The following is a 16011-nucleotide window of genomic DNA, read 5'->3' on the forward strand; positions in this document are numbered from 1 at the left end:
GTACTATTTAATCGGTTTTTTGTTGATGTGTGACAGTTAGGGTGCGGAAGGTAGGTAACAACTTTTTGGAGTTGGCGAAGGTAGTAGTTCCTGGTGCTAAGGTAATTCTCACTTGCCGCACGGAATATTTTCCTGAAGCAAAGGAAGGAAAGGCTTTGTTCAATGCAGAGTTACAAGCATCAACAGTAAATTTGACAAATGATCAACCCAAATTTGAAGTATTGGAATTAGAGAAATTCAATAATGACCAAATACGGCAGCTTTTGTCTTATTTTGCGGAAACTACCATAGTCAAACGGATAATGCGTAACCCACAATTATTAGACTTAGCCTGTCGTCCAGTAATGACTGAGTTAATTTTGGAGGCATTACCAGAGATTGAAGCAGATAAACCTGTGGATATGTCACGAGTTTACCTGTATGCAGTACGACGGAAGATAGAACGAGATATTAAAGCAGAGCGTACTTTTACTTCTCTAGCAGATAAACTCTATTTTTTATGCGAACTGTCTTGGGAAATGCTTTCTACCAACCAAATGAGCTTAAATTATCGGCTTTTCCCTGACAGAATTCGGCGTTTATTTTGTTCCATTGTTCAGGAACAAAATAATTTAGACCACTGGCCTCATGACATGATGGGGCAGACAATGCTGATTCGTTGCTAGTGGTAGCCAAGACCACATAGTGCGGTTGTGGGATGTCAATAGTGGCAAAGAATACCGCAAACCTTTGCAGGGACATATTGATAGTGTAACTTCGGTCGTTTTTAACCCAAATAGCGCAATACTTGCAAGTGGTAGTGCTGATCGTACGGTGCGATTGTGGGATGTCAACAGTGGCGAATACCGCAACACTTTGCAAGGGCACATAAGTTGGGTATATTCAATTGCCTTCAGTCCAGATGGGGCGACCCTTGCTAGTGGTAGTCACGATAAAACTTTACGGTTGTGGGATATCAAGAGTGGCAAATGCCGCAACATCTTGGAGGGGCACACCAATAGAGTATATTCAATTGCCTTCAGTCCAGATGGGGCAACCATTGCTAGTAGTAGTTTCGATACAACTATACGGTTATGGGATGTCAAGAGTGGCAAATGCTGCAACATCTTGGAGGGGCATACCAAGAGTGTAAATTCAGTTGCTTTCAGTCCAGATGGGACGAACATTGTTAGTGGTAGTGAAGACTACACAGTCAGGTTATGGGATGTCAAGAGTGGCAAATGCTGCAACATTTTGGAGGGCCATATCAATGGTGTAACTTCAGTTACTTTCAGCCCAGATGGAGCAATACTTGCTGGTGGTTCTATTGATTGCAAGGTTCAACTTTGGCACATTAAAGCAGAACACATCAAAACTTTAGAATATGAAAGACCCTACGATCGCATGAACATCACAGGTGTTACAGGGCTAACCGAAGCAGAAATTGCCTCACTCAAAGCATTAGGTGCAGTAGATACAAAATAAATTCAGTAAAGCGAAAGGGTTTATTCTCTAGCGCAAATGCATCTAAATTACTCTTGATCGCAACCAAGGTTAAGAACCAAGGAAAAAATCAGCATTTATCGTTTGCTTTAGTTTTTTTGACTCAGAGCGATGTCTACGACGGGCTGCACCTACGCTAAATCTGTGTCAATAAGTAGGTATTAATGCGACTAGTTTTAAGCAAATTTGGGAAGAAGTACGTGAAAAGCATTTCTACAGTCGAGTATTTGATTCGATGCAAGATGTTATTGATACACTTTGCCAAGGGCTTAGAGAATTAATAGACATGCCAGAAAGATTACGTTCACTTACGAATTTTCTACGTTTGAGAATTAAGTTTTAGAATACGGATTAGTATTACTCCCTCGGAAATCGCTATATTCCAATACAGTTCAGATAAGACCAAAACACTTGTAGAGACGGCGTCTCCAAAACCCAACATTTTTGCCATTAGCCCTTAACTGAACCGTATTGCGCTATATTCTTCAGCTATGCCGTGAAAAACAGTGCGGTTGTCGTTAGCGAAATTCCTCGGTTAGAGGATTTATTTTATTTGTAGGTTTATCGTAAATAAAATGGTTTAAGACCTCCTACGTCTACACATAGCGTCAGTTTCAGTCGGGTTTTAAATCCCCATCTATTCGCGTAGCGTAGGCAAAATGTCTTTAATTTTGAATTTTGAATTTTGAATTGTTAATCTGTATTCTAAATTTTTAGTTAGACATTTTTTGGACAATAAAGCTCTAGGTAAATACACAATAAATATTGATAATAAATTTCTATTAATCAAGATATAACCTGGCGTTAATTTTTGGTCATTAGATTATATGACAAACTTAAAATTTTTTGTCTGGTTATGTAACCTAAATAGCAAATAACCTTTTGTTAATAACAGGTTACTTACTATTCAAGATCTGTGGCATTTCACGTAAATAATTGATGGCTTTTTCCGTCAGTAATCAAGATTTGCCTTTATGAAATTTTTGGTGTCACAACAGAGGAGAGTTTAATGTCTAAATTAAGTCGCAGACAAATTTTAGTATTTTTTGCTGGCAGTGCTGGTGCTGCTGTCTTGGGAGACACAATTCTAGATGGTGTTTCTAGTATTGCCGGAGCAAACAACAGGCGACTGAGCTTTACACCAGTGCGCTTACCCCATTCCTTACCCGTTTATAAACAGCAGAAAAGTTTCTTGCCAACGGGAATCGGTCAGGGACAGGTAATCAATGCATCTGCAAATGCGAAGTTAAATAGCTACAACGTAGTTGATGATCTGGTAGTGCCACCAGAATATGAACGTTATGTAATTATCAGCTGGGGCGATCGCGTCTTTCCTAACAAAGATGAATATTTCGGTTACAACAACGATTATACGGGTTTCATTCCTCTGGGCAGAACCAACGATGTCGGCTATTTGTGGGTCAATCATGAATATGTGAGTTTTCCATTTTCCGATCTAGCACCAGAAGCTCCTGCTGATGTTAAAGGATTGCCTACCACCTTTGAATCAGTGATTGGTTGGGCTTTACCTGCCACCAGAGGTATTGAATTTGACGGCGAAGTTCTATATAACTTAGGCGGATCAATCGTCCGCATCTCCCGACGTAATTCTAGTAACCGTTATGCTGTGGTTAAAGGTGATGCAAGAAATCGTCGCCTTCATGGTCTTTCTGGGTTGGGAATTAATAGCCAAAGAAGTGATGAATATAAAAATGTCACTTCTTGGGGAAGTCGTAGCTACCAAAAAGGCGATCGAAACTATCTCATCGCCACTGGCCCAGCTGCAACCCAAGTATTTAACCTCTCCTCCGATGGATTGGGTAACAAAATTATTGGCACTAGCTATAACTGTTCTGGCGGTACAACTCCTTGGGGAACTATTTTAAGTGGTGAAGAGAACTTTCAAGGAAGTGTAGGAGGTTTTGTTGGTGTTACAGAACCAGTCAACCCTAATGGTACTCAAACAGGCTACATCGATGGTACTACTGGTAAGACCTTCGGTTTAGTTGGTGAAAAATACGGTTGGATTGTTGAAATTGACCCCGTTAATCCAAATTTCCGCCCTCGCAAACATACTTCACTGGGTCGTTTCCGCCATGAAAACGTTGCCATCCGCGCCGAAGCTGGGAAGCAGCTAATCGCCTACATGGGTGATGATAGACGTGGGGGACACACCTGGAAATTTGTTAGTGCAGGTGTTATTTCTTCACCAACCAGTAAAGCCAACAGCAGTTTATGGGAAAGTGGTACATTGTATGCCGCCCGTTACAATCCAAATGGTACGGGTCAATGGATACCGTTAAGTTTAAACAGTCCCACCAATCCCATTTCGCCATCGGTAATTTCTTCTGTGGAGTTTGCTGCTTTGGGTTCTGCTCAAAGAAATGGTCTTTTACCCCTACCAAAACGCAATGGTATTGCAGGTCAAACTACAGATGGTGGTTCCCTCGCAGTCGATCGCACTAACGAAGCAGAGAGACTACCTGCTTATCAAGGTAAAAAGCTATCTGACTTCTACACTTCTCAAGGTGCTATTCTCAGTGATGCCTTCTTAGCAGCGAATTTAGCCGGGGGAACTCCCACCGCACGTCCAGAAGATATAGAAGTGCATCCGACCACCAAAGAAGTGTTCATTGCCTATACTGACGGTGCGCCAGGAAGTGACGGTTATCCAGATTCGCGCATTTTCCAGGTTGCCAAGTTGAGTAAAGATGTCAACGCAACGCAGCAATCCGGGGGATTGTACAAGATTATTGAAGATAGTGCCGATGGTACAGGTCTAACCTTCCGTTGGCAAAAATTTGCTCAGGGTGGAGAAGCCGGATCAATTTCTGGTGCTGGTTTTGCAAATGTAGATAACCTAGTGTTCGACAATAAGGCAAATATTTGGGGGGTAACGGATATGTCTACCACCACTCACAATGGTTTTAATGTCGGTGCTGCCGGTACTGTAACTATCATTGACCATACAGTCAGTGGTAATGTTTCCAATTTCACAGGAGTTTTTGGTAATAACTGGCTATTCTACATTCCTACTACTGGTACTCACGCGGGAGAGGTAATACCTTTTGCTCAAGGCCCAGTGCGTTGTGAGATGACAGGGCCAACTTTTGTGGGAGATACGCTGATTATTTCGGTACAGCATCCCGGCGAAGATAGCCCAATCAATGATGGTACGATTTTGAGTCGTGAGATTGAATTACTGGATTTGAATGGTGTTACATTCAATCAGGCTCGGACTGTCCCTCGTGGTAGTAGTTGGCCAAGTAACATCCCAACTGCTGACGGTGGAAAGGGTCAACCTAGAAGTCTTCCCAAACCATCTGTAATTGGTATCAGACGTAAGAATCCTACTGGTAGTTTTACTTAATACCAATTCAATTAATGATTGCAACACATCCTTGGGTAAAGACGCGATGAATCGCGTCTCTACAAATGGTCTATTTGTTGCATTCTTTTTTTTCAAATTGGTATAACTATGTGTGTAGAGACGTTATTATCTAACGTCTCTACATTAATTTTCAAAGTAGGACTAGTAATTTGTCACTCCAGATAGTTTTTTCTTGGGTTTCATTCTCAACGCCATAGCACTAGCGATCGCTATACCACCAATAGTCATCGGTTCTGGTACGGGTGTACTCTTAGAGTAAGTTACTGTACCCACCTCTTTTGTAGATAATAAGTCGGCACTCAGAATGCTATAAAACTTTGTTCCTCTTGTATTTGGATTACCTGGATCGTTACCGATGAAAAACCGATCTTCAACCAAATAGCTCAGTCCTGACAGGTTGCCATTTGTAAAGCTGACTACAGGAGATGATGGGTAATCAAAATCACTTACCTCTGTATACTGAGTGCCTAAGTAGTCAAATAAAATAGATAATCCATTGCTAACGCCTAAAGTTTCGTCACCGATCGCGGTTAAGGTCGAGTTATCATACTGAAAAGAGCCGAAATACTGACCGGGGCGATCGCCAGATGTCGCATTTACGGTGAAATCATAATTAACTAAGGCAGCTTGCGTCGGTTTAACAACAGCAGCAACCGAGATAGCAACAGCAAAAGCAGCAATGCTAATATCTTTAGCTAATTTCATCAGAAAATGCTCCGAAGCTAAAAAATGAATAATTCTGTAATTTCACTTAAATAAACTTTCAACCAATGTATATAGGTTAAGAAATAATAAACAAAAGATAATCTTCGTTAAATCTTTAACTTTGTCAGTTATATATAAATTTTGTGTAAACTTACTTCAATATTTACAGCAGGTTATGCTAATTGGGACTTACGCAAACAATAGCTGAAATTCTGATTTTCAAGTAGGGGCAATACCCTGTGGGTACTCCGTTGGAGAACTCATAGAGAAAGATACAGCGTTTTACAACTACATGAGGTACACCCTTTCTCCAACCCTGCCCTTACTAAGGGCAGGGATGTACCTCACGTTGGCGTAGCCTCTAGTAGAGAAGTTGAAATTTGCTATAGCTATTTATACCAAAAATGCCATGAATGAAGTTCATAAGGAAGCATAAAAATACCTACTCCCTACTCCTCTTTGGGATTAGGCGCGGGTGAACCCGGTACGTATTTGACTTGCTTGATCGCACCAGTGTATTTAAAGACCCCATATTTTTTGTAGAGATTCCATGACACGGGACTACGGGCATCTTTACCGATGTCCAATCCTTCATAGGGAAAGCCACCAAACGTTAGCCCCAGTTTACCTGCCGCGACTTGCTGCCCATTGACAGAGAGGGTTCCAGACCCCTGACGCTTGCCCAGTGCATCGTAATTCAAATCGATGTTAAGTTGACCTGGCTGTAGCTGGACTGCGGGAAATTTAATCGACTGACCATAATTATTGTGTTCGTAGAACAGCTTGCCATCATCAATATAGAAGATATAACCAGCTTCCTGTCCACCGTGGGCAAGAATCACCCCGCGATCGCCTGCTTTATACTGAGCCTTCACCTGGATGGTATAATCGCGATCGCTGACCAAGGGCAAAATGTCTGGTTCCAGTACCAAGTCACCTGCATGGAATGTCTTCGGTTTCACTTTCTCCTTGATATAAGGCGGTACTCCTCGATGTTGGGGGGATTCTAACAGAGGATAAACTTGATACTTGAATGCCGCTGCATCAAAGGCTGCTGCCAGTTCTTTGACTTTTTCTGGATACTGGTTCGCCACATCGTTGCTTTCCGAGTAATCTTGGTTCAGGTTGTACAACTGCCACTCGGAGTCACTAAATGGTTTCCCAGTCCGATGTTCGGTGACAGCATACCAACCATCTTTGTAATACCCTCTATTGCCAGAATTCTCGTAGTATTGTTCAGTTCTTTGTTCCGGTGCATTGGCATCATTCAAAAGATAAGCAAAGCTGATACCTTCGAGAGGTTTTGTGGGTTTACCATTAAACCTGTCGGGATGCTTGATGCCCGTTAATTCCAGGATGGTAGGTGTAATGTCTGTGATGTGCGTAAATTGTGTCCGGGTAGCACCCAAATCTTTGATTTTTGCTGGATAGGAAACAATCAATGGATTCCGTCTACCACCGCCAAGGGTAAAGAATTTGTACCGTTTTAGGGGTGTATTAGAAACTGTTGCCCAGCCAATTGGATAGTGAGGCGCAGTCTGAGGACTACCAATCAACTCAAACCGACTGATATCCAGGGCTTTATCGTCTGGTAAACCGGAGTAATGTCGAGCTACATTCGTCGTGCCATTTGCCCCGCCTTCTCCAGAACCGCCATTATCAGAAGCAACAATAATGATTGTGTTGTTGAGTTCCCCGGTGGACTCTAGATACTCATAGAGTTTGCCAAAGTTTTGATCCAGGTTATCAACAAAGGCTGCATAGGCTTCCTGGTAACGAGCAAATAGCTTTTTATCCTCTGCTGATAGTGTTTCCCAAGCTTTAACCCCTGGATTTTGGGGTGGTAGTTGAGTGTCGGCAGGAATTAGCTTTGATGCAAGTTGCTTCTGGTAGCGTTCCTGGCGCAGCACGTCCCAACCGGCATCATACTTACCTTGGTATTTGGCGAGGTCTGCTGGATGAATATTAAACGGTGAATGAACAGCATTGTTGGCAAAATACAAGAAAAATGGCTTGTCTTTTGACTTGGTTTTTGCTTGTTTGAGTAATGCGATCGCTTTTTCTGTCCAGTAATCGGTGGTGAGGAAATTTTTAGGATAGCGATCAACTGAAATAGGTGTATTGTCTTTGTAGAGAATATGCGGTGTCTGGGGATGTTCCAATCCATCTAAGAAACCAAAGAAATGTTCAAACCCCCGTTGTAACGGCCAGGAATTTAATGAAGCGGTGGTGGTGCGATCGTAAGTCTGAGTCAAATGCCACTTACCTGTCAGCAGAGTAGAGTACCCATTGCTACGTAAAATTTCTGCCAGAGTCACGACATTGCTCTGAATTTCACCCGCATAACCGGGAAAACCAGGGTTTCCTTCAGCAACCCAACCGACACCTGCAGAGTGGGCATTTAATCCCGTTAGTAAAGATGCTCTTGTGGGAGAACAAAGTTGATGGGTTGTGAAGTTGCTAAACCGCAGTCCGTTAGCTGCCAATTTATCAATATTCGGTGTACTGATTTCTGAACCGTAGGGGCCTAAATCCGCAAACCCCAGATCGTCAATTAGGAAAACGACAATATTGGGGGCCTCTTTTGGTGCTATGGTGGTGCGAGATGAAGTGAGAGATTTTTTGGCTGATGGTGGCTGTGGAGTCCACCAAGGCGTTGATTCTGCCAAGGTTCTGCCGATTTTGCCTTTAAATCCAGCATAAGGTTGTGTACTTGCAACGCCTGCTTTCTGAGCAGGGTTCTGGGCTAAACTGCTGGTGATCGTTGTGCTAGTAACCAGCAAGATACTAAACACAACCAGTGCTAACCAAGCGATGGGTGAAACAAGTTTTTGCTTGACTTTTTGAATAAATGATGAATTCCGTTTTCTGTTCAACAGACCTGCCTCCTTGCAAGCGATAGTAGTTAAGCCAGCACATCATCTGCGCCGGCTCATCTGAAAAATGCACTCATATTTCTGCTGATAAATTGGATAATCACACCCACATTGTTTACTTTGGGAGTGTGGGGTGGAATCACTTTTCCTGCTGTATACAATGCAAACAATACATCAGTTTTTTTGATGGTAATGCCTTCCCCTTAACAGAAGGTTCATAGTACAAATAAATGCAAATATTATACGATATATCTATCGATTTATCGTAGTATTAAGTTAAGCAAAAGTACTATACCCCATCTAGACCTCTGTAGGGTTACTCTCACCCGCGCGAAGGAAATATTGAGTTTGGGCGTAGGCGTAGCCCTTTGCAGATATTGGGTAGCTTTTAGTGAAGGTTTAGCGATGTCTGCGACTGGCTACGCCTACACCCTCACCTATTACCGCAAGGAGGCTCCCGCTTACTCGAAGAGAAGCCGTGAGAGGAATTGCTCTTGAAAAGCGAAACATTCCCTGACTATATCAAACCGCAGATTTGACCGGGATGGGGATAGTTGAGTTTTTCCCAAATAAATCTTTGATACAACGTGATTGTTTTTATGTATTATATTCACCTGTGATTAGGTCGAAGTCATGGAACAAGTGCTAACGCTGGTTTGCAAACTTAACCCTACCCCAAAACAAGTAGAAGAAATTGAGTTAGTTCTGAAAGCTTTTGCAGATGCGTGTAACTACGCCAACCAAAAAGTTAAGCCTCAGATAATCAGTAAGACCACTATTCAAAACATGGTTTATAACGAGATTCGCGCTTTGTTTGGGTTAAGTGCAAATTTAGCTGTTCGTACTTGCGCCAGGGTGGGGGCTAATCGCAAAACTGCCAAACAAAAACATAAGCAAGTTTTGACATTTAAGCCAGCATCGGCTGATTACGATGCCAGAATTTTCTCATTCAGAGAAAAGGACTGGACTGTTAGTTTGACTTTGATGAATGGCAGAGAACACATCAAAATTGATGCTGGGAATTATCAAAGAGGTAAACTCAAAGGACGCAAACCAACATCAGCGCAATTATGTAAGCATCGTGACGGTAACTACTACATCCATATTCAAATTAAAGATGAACCGCCAACGCCAATTAAGTCAACGCCACTTGCTTCAACCGGGGGAACCCCGGCAACGCAGTGGCTGAGTAATGTAATTGGTGTTGATTTCGGAAGACGAGATATCGCTGTAATCAGTAATGGCGATAAGTGGGACGGGAAGCAAATCAACTATGTCAGGGATAAGTTTTCTAGAGTGAGGGCATCTTTCCAGAAAAAAGCCACGAAAGGTACAAGGTCTAGTCGCCGCAGAGCGAGACAGATTTTGAAACGGCTGTCGGGCAAAGAGAGAAGATTTCAACAGTGGCTTAACCACAACATTAGCAAGTCTATAATTCAGGACGCATTAAAAAATAATACAGTAGTGGCAATTGAAGACTTAGCAGGTATTCGAGAAAGAACAAATCAAAAGCCAAGAAATAAGACAGAGCGTAGGCGTTCAAACTCTTGGTCTTTCTATCAGTTAAGGTCTTTCTTGGAGTACAAAGGAATCCAATTCGGGATAGAAGTAATTACTGTTCCTCCAGCTTGGACAAGTCAAACTTGCCACCAGTGCCTACACATTGGATTGCGTTCTGATAAGCGTTTCAAGTGTCCCAATGAAACTTGTTCTTGGAGTGGTGACGCTGATTTAAACGGAGCAAAAAATATTGCTGCTATTGGGGCTGTTTTTGTAAACCAGCCTAGAGGCTCGAACTGTTTATGCTGTGAACTCAGTACAGACAGTTCAGGGCTACTAAAAGCCCATACTGTAACCGCTTCGGGTCAGTGTAGGTAGTTTACACATAGCAATCCGATCTAAATTGTGAAAATGAACCAACCACTTTTTCTGCGAAATGCCAAGGAAAGAAAAAGAAGTTTTCACATCTGATTTAGGACTGCCATAGTTGCTAAAATCAGGCGTGGAGATTTGCTTGTTCCTGCAACCACGGATCTACAGGTTGTCCATCTTTGCGGCGTAATTCAATTTCCACAACCATCACTTCTTTGGAACCAGGAGGTGCGGGTTTTTTATGGAAAATAATGTCATAATCTTCTGGATTGTGCTTATGTTCTTTCAACCATTCCTGTACCTTGGTTGTGGCAAAAAATGATTGCCCTTGCTCAAACATTCGGGTAATCTGCAATTGCAGCGTGTAAGGATTCATCCGACCCATTTTCTACCGCCTTTGTTAAGTTAATTTTGGGACAAGTAATCTGCTTACCGTAGATAATCTAATGTTAATGCGAAGTAACCACACCTGACACTTAGCATACAGGTAGAACTTTCAATTTCAACGCCTTGTTATCTGTAAAAACAAAATCTGAACCTTGTTCGGTGGATGGTCTAAGAAAGCGTCGATACTTTCGCATTTTGTCTTCCACTGGTTGATAAATTATTATTTTTTCTGCTTGACTTTCATCAACTTTAGCAGTAATCACAACGTAGTAATATTATAGTAGTACTTTACAAAAAATTGTCACAAACTTAACTGCACTCTACCACTAAAGTTGTACGTACACTAAGGACGAGAAAACAGATTAGTTAAAGATTGCTCAGAATTTTACACTGCTTCTACAACATTTAACCACTTAATTCTGTTATAGATTGGAGAGAGGCACGCCGCTTCAAAAACTGACCAACAGACTCAGATGGTTGTTATGCAGAGCAAAAATCAAGCTGTTTTCGCTTTAATTGTAAAAAGCACGATTGTATTTTTACCCTTATTGTTATCCGTTGGAATTGCCAGTGGACAATCTGCACCATCACCCAACCCAGCATTAACTCCGACTCCGGTGTTATCGAATTCAGAACGGGAAGAATTAGCACGACTACGAGCAGAAAAACGAATTCAACAGCAAGTCCAATCTGATTTTAAGAGCACTTTTAGTCGCACAACCATATTACTCGATGTTTGGCTAGTTATACTAAGTCTCTTTCCAGTCGCAGTCATTGCTTTGTTATGGCTGTTGCGACGGGTGATAATCCGGGAAATTGTTGATAGGGCAATGCAACAAGTCCAGGGAATGGAAAAATTACAAAATCAGCTAACCACCGTTAAACAAGAAGCTGAAAATGTTATTCAAGATGCGAAAAAAATAAATTATGAATTAGAACAGGAAACAACTGCTTTACAACAAAAAATTAAAAATGAACAAGAAAATGTATCTATTCTGATATCCGATCTAGATTCAGCTAAAGCACAGGTATTAAGTAGATTAGAAGCGGAACTAAAAAAATCTCAAGAAAATATAGAAAATTTAGAGTCAAAATTTGCTTCGGGGTTATCTAAGTTAGAGTTTGATGCTCAACAACAAAAAGATATAGCACTGGAGAATTTAGGAAAATTAGCATCTGCGATCGCAGAAGAACTGTCTAAGTTAAAGTTAGGTGTGCAACAACAGCAAGAGCTAGCCGTTGCTGATTTAGAAATATCAAAGTCTGAGTTTACATCTCAACTTTCTGGATGGCAGTTTGATGCTCAACAACAAAAAGATATAACTTTTGAAATTTTAACAAAATTACAGTCAGAATTTGTAGAAAAGTTATCCGAATTACAGGTTGATGCCCAAAAGCAAAAAGAGATTGCCGTTGACAGTTTAGGTATATTTGAGCGGGAACTTAAATCTCAATTATCTGAATTACAGGTAGATGCTCAAGAACAAAAAAATAAAATTATTGCGACTTTAGAAGTATTGCAGTCAGAATTTAAATTTCAATTATCTGAATTACAAGTCGATGCTCAAAAATCCAAAGAGCTAATCATTGAGAATTTAGAAAAATCTGGTTCTGAGTTTAGTTCGCAATTTTCAGAATTACAATGGAATGCTCAACAACAAAAAATTCTGATTTTAGAGAAGTTAGAAAGATTAGAAACTGAGTTTGTTTCTCAACTATCTGAGTTACAATTGGATGCCCAAGAAAGAAAGGATCTGATTCTTCAAGAACTAACTGAAATTACGCCGGAATCGATTCTAGAGGTGGTAACTTCTGAAGTTGAGCAAGAAATACAGGAACAGCCACAACAACCGGAATTTACTGCTGATGAGTATGTAAAACAGGGAGACGATCTGTTTTCTCAAAGGCGCTATGAAGATGCGATCGCAGCTTACAACCAAGCAGTAAAAATCCAATCTGATGAACCTGTGACTTGGTTCAAACGTGGTCTAACTCTGGGAAGATTGAAACGCTATAAAGATGCGATCGCATCCTATGATCAAGCGATTGTGATTCAGCCAGATTATCATCAAGCTTGGTGCGATCGCGGCGTTGCTTTTGGGAACTTACAACAACATCAGCAAGCCTTTGCCTCCTTTGATAAAGCTACACAAATTAAACCTGATGATGCCGTTGCCTGGTTAAATCGCGGTCTTTCCCTAGTAGCATTAGAACAATACGAAGAGGCAATCTTGTCCTTTGATAAAGCGCTAGAATTCCAACCCAATTCTCCAAAAATCTGGGATAAACGCGGTTACACTTTGGTAAGATTGGGACGCGATGATGAAGCGATCGCTAGTTTTAACAAAGCCTTAGAAATTAAGCCAGATTATGCCAGTGCCTATTACAACAAAGCAGCCTGTTACGCACTGCAAAGACAAGTTGACCGATCTCTGTTAACTCTACAACAAGCAATTGAACTTAATCCCAGGTATAAAGAAGACGCAGCAACTGACCTCGATTTTGATGATATTGCCGACGATGAGCGCTTTAAGCTGTTAGTTGCAGAATAAAAATCTAAAAGGCATTTGTCATTAGTTATTTCTTTTCTTCCCCTGCTCCCCTGCTCCCCTGCTCCTCTGCTCCTCTGCTCCCTGCTCCTCTTCCCCCACTCCCCACACTTGGATTCTGTTCATTAGACATGGCTTTGAGTTTAGATGTAAAAGAATCAGGGCGATCGCTTTTTTCGGGAGTAAATTGCCCAATTGGGGCATGAGTAGGAGCAGGTGGGAGCAGTTTTGGCTGTCGTTGACGATGGTTTGGTGATGGGGAAGGCGCTGCACTTTCTTGTGAAGTTTGCCTTTGGCTGACAGCAGATAATCGCTCAAGGGTTGCCGAAGAGGCAAATTTCCCAGAAAGCGGAGACTTTAAGACGGTTTTATTGTTTCTATCTTCCTGCTTTCCTTCTTCTTCACTCAAAGATGTCTTTGGTTGATAACTTTTCAGTTGGAGAGTTGCAGTATTGTTGTGTTGATAGCCGTCGCGAATCTTAGCTGGTGGTAATTGAGGACTCGTCACTTGCTCTACAGTGGGTTCTCTCTTGGCTGGTGGTAGGGCTGGTGCAGCCAATGAGGTTAAGCTTTGGGGAAATTTGCTACAAATCATCCGTTCAAATTCCATGTTGAAATGATACGTAGCCTGATCCCGGCGCTGCCAAAATACTAAAATTTGCTGCACGGAAACCGCTTTATAACGACCTTGATATAGTGCCTCAATCACTGCCAGGTGTAGCCAATTAAGGGGGTATTGCGTTTGCCAACGCTCAACTAGCTCATTGGCACTATACCCACTGAGATCGAAACTATAGTTAATTAATAAGGCGATCGCCAAGTTGGCAGAGGTGTCTGGAAGTGTTGTTAACATGGGGCTATTAGCTTTAGGCAATAGGTCTAAGATTTGTCACCCATCGCATATTAGCCTAGCGTGCTTTTAACTACATGGTTTATTTTTCCAATAGTTGCCAAGCCGATAGGCAAGTGTTCCCTATTCTACTTATCAACTTCTAGAATGCAACCCCACATAGACTGATTTAATCGCAGATGTTCGCCCAATGGCAACTAATGCCTGATAAATCATCGCTGCAACTTCGGCGCGTGTTGCCAAACGTAAAGGCGCAAGCACTTTCGGATCTGGATAGTTGACAACTATTCCCTGTTGTGTAGCAGTGGCAACGGCTGTCCTAGCGTAGTCGGGAATGTTATGACGATCGCTATATACTTCTAAAACATCGCGATCAACAGCTGGTAGTCCCAGTCCGTTTACTAAGGAGACAATCACCTGTAGCCGTTGCACACTTTGAGCGGGGTGGAAAGTGCGATCGCTAAATCCGCCAACAAAGCCGCCGCTAGCCGCGATTTGGATAGCGCTATAAGCCCAAAAATCCTTGGGTACATCCGTAAAATCAGATGCCGGGATTTTGGGAAATGGGTTAAAAGCGATCGCCACCAAAGCTGCATACTGGGCGCGAGTCATGGGTTTATCTGGCTGGTAGCTACCATCGGCAAAAGCATGAGTTAAATCCATGCTCACTAATGCTTGAATAAATGGTTCTGCCCAATGTCCGTTTAGTTTGGGAGATGAGGATTGTGTCAAAGCGGCGACTCGATTGATTGGGAGTAATTCTACCAAGCCCTTGACTAGAGCAGAATTTAATTGATTCCCTACGGAAACTAGCTTTTGTGTAGTGGCATTATATAAATCAAATTCACTATGATTGCGAAAAATATTATCACCTGGATCTTCGATATTACCTAAATCTGGGATTGCATTGCCATTGACTAATAAACCACCTTGGGTATTGTTAATAATCAGATTTTGACGAAGCACAGGTTGGGCGTTGCGAGAAAGTGCGATCGCCGTGCGATTTTCTGATAATTTGTTATTAGCGATCGTCGGAGCGGCAAAGTCACTAATTGCTATGCCTAAAGGGTTTCTTTGAAATACATTCCGCAGTACTTCTCCCTGGCTATGACCTGCCATTACTAACCCGCTAGCAGTATTTTGCACAAATATGTTATCTAAAATTGCGGGTTTGGCGGTACCAGTGGTAAACACACCTTCCCGCCCACAGTGGCTCAGAGTATTGTTACTTAAAGTAGATGCAGCCGATTCAATCCAGATACCAGTACCTTTGGCTAAGGGATTAGTGACAGTTACACCTAAAAGACAGGCATTATCTACCAAGAGCAGCGTAATATTTTGTATACCAAAACTGGGACTTTGAAACTCGCCACTCCCAGAAATTACAATCCCTGCACCTTTGTTAGCTTCATTACCCACCACTGTCGCACCTCCAGGGACGATTAGTGGAAACACCTCACCACTAGCGGCGTTGTAAGTCCCCGACTCCAGATGAATTATCGTCGAGATTTTAGTTACTTTTAAAGCACGGGTGAGGCTTTTAAACGGACTCAACCGTGAACCAGTATTGGTATCATTCCCTGTCATAGGGTTGACATAGAGTGTGACGACGAGGGTAGAGTTCACCATTGATAGTTGAGAGTCAATTGTTTTAATTATGACAATCGTAAATAACACTACTTGTAGCAAACTTTTTTACAGTAGTATCTTTGTGTATAGAAAATATATCCACCTGACTTTTTCTGGCAAGCAGATCGTGTGTACACAAAAGTTATAGACTCTTGTGCAACATTCCAAATTCTCATCTCAATCGCATTGTTAGTCGAAACAATCGCATTGTTAGTCGAAACAATCGCATTGTTAGTCGAAACAATCGCATTGTCAGCCGAAACAATCGCA

At 41.9% G+C, this 16011-nt stretch carries 11 protein-coding genes; 5 read left to right on the plus strand and 6 right to left on the minus strand.

Going from position 1 to position 16011, the window contains the following annotated elements; translation table 11 throughout:
* Nucleotides 1–29 precede the first annotated feature (29 nt).
* The 3 genes from HWQ40_RS35595 (at nucleotide 30) to HWQ40_RS08805 (ending at nucleotide 4852) form a co-directional block, all read left to right on the plus strand.
* Nucleotides 30–665, plus strand: coding sequence for a hypothetical protein (locus tag HWQ40_RS35595; protein WP_366933935.1), 636 nt, complete (start codon nucleotides 30–32; stop codon nucleotides 663–665).
* Between the two features lie 19 nt (nucleotides 666–684).
* Nucleotides 685–1464, plus strand: a complete 780-nt coding sequence (locus HWQ40_RS35600) for a WD40 repeat domain-containing protein (RefSeq protein WP_366933936.1) — start codon at nucleotides 685–687, stop codon at nucleotides 1462–1464.
* 1027 nt (nucleotides 1465–2491) lie between these two features.
* Nucleotides 2492–4852 carry a PhoX family phosphatase gene (locus HWQ40_RS08805; RefSeq protein WP_292776698.1) on the plus strand — a complete coding sequence of 787 codons (2361 nt, stop codon included), beginning with the start codon at nucleotides 2492–2494 and terminating at the stop codon, nucleotides 4850–4852.
* 162 nt (nucleotides 4853–5014) lie between these two features.
* Here HWQ40_RS08805 and HWQ40_RS08810 read toward each other — a convergent pair whose 3' ends face one another.
* Entirely contained in the window at nucleotides 5015–5578 is a 564-nt protein-coding gene (locus tag HWQ40_RS08810) for a PEP-CTERM sorting domain-containing protein (protein ID WP_292776700.1), read from the minus strand.
* 449 nt (nucleotides 5579–6027) lie between these two features.
* Complete coding sequence (locus tag HWQ40_RS08815) at nucleotides 6028–8454, minus strand: arylsulfatase (protein WP_292776702.1); 2427 nt, start codon at nucleotides 8452–8454, stop codon at nucleotides 6028–6030.
* A gap of 633 nt (nucleotides 8455–9087) precedes the next feature.
* On the opposite strand from HWQ40_RS08815, the gene HWQ40_RS08820 reads away from it, so the two are divergent.
* Nucleotides 9088–10332 carry a transposase gene (locus HWQ40_RS08820; protein ID WP_292776704.1) on the plus strand — a complete coding sequence of 415 codons (1245 nt, stop codon included), beginning with the start codon at nucleotides 9088–9090 and terminating at the stop codon, nucleotides 10330–10332.
* 118 nt (nucleotides 10333–10450) lie between these two features.
* Here HWQ40_RS08820 and HWQ40_RS08825 read toward each other — a convergent pair whose 3' ends face one another.
* Together HWQ40_RS08825 and HWQ40_RS08830 are read right to left on the minus strand one after the other, a co-directional pair.
* Nucleotides 10451–10711 carry a hypothetical protein gene (locus tag HWQ40_RS08825; protein WP_292776706.1) on the minus strand — a complete coding sequence of 87 codons (261 nt, stop codon included), beginning with the start codon at nucleotides 10709–10711 and terminating at the stop codon, nucleotides 10451–10453.
* A 91-nt stretch (nucleotides 10712–10802) separates the two neighbouring features.
* Nucleotides 10803–10976 carry a hypothetical protein gene (locus HWQ40_RS08830; protein ID WP_292776708.1) on the minus strand — a complete coding sequence of 58 codons (174 nt, stop codon included), beginning with the start codon at nucleotides 10974–10976 and terminating at the stop codon, nucleotides 10803–10805.
* Between the two features lie 219 nt (nucleotides 10977–11195).
* Between HWQ40_RS08830 and HWQ40_RS08835 the strand changes: the two genes are divergently transcribed.
* Nucleotides 11196–13265 (plus strand): tetratricopeptide repeat protein, encoded by a 2070-nt coding sequence (locus HWQ40_RS08835; RefSeq protein ID WP_292776711.1) that lies wholly within the window; start codon nucleotides 11196–11198, stop codon nucleotides 13263–13265.
* Nucleotides 13266–13290: 25 nt separating this feature from the next.
* Here HWQ40_RS08835 and HWQ40_RS08840 read toward each other — a convergent pair whose 3' ends face one another.
* Both HWQ40_RS08840 and HWQ40_RS08845 read right to left on the minus strand, forming a co-directional pair.
* A complete protein-coding gene (locus HWQ40_RS08840; protein WP_292776713.1) occupies nucleotides 13291–14115 on the minus strand; it encodes a hypothetical protein in 825 nt (274 codons plus the stop codon).
* 132 nt (nucleotides 14116–14247) lie between these two features.
* Nucleotides 14248–15741, minus strand: a complete 1494-nt coding sequence (locus HWQ40_RS08845; RefSeq protein ID WP_292776728.1) for a DUF1565 domain-containing protein — start codon at nucleotides 15739–15741, stop codon at nucleotides 14248–14250.
* Between the last annotated feature and the right edge of the window lie 270 nt (nucleotides 15742–16011).

The organism is Nostoc sp. NMS9 (genome assembly GCF_017114995.1).
GTDB lineage: Bacteria > Cyanobacteriota > Cyanobacteriia > Cyanobacteriales > Nostocaceae > Nostoc.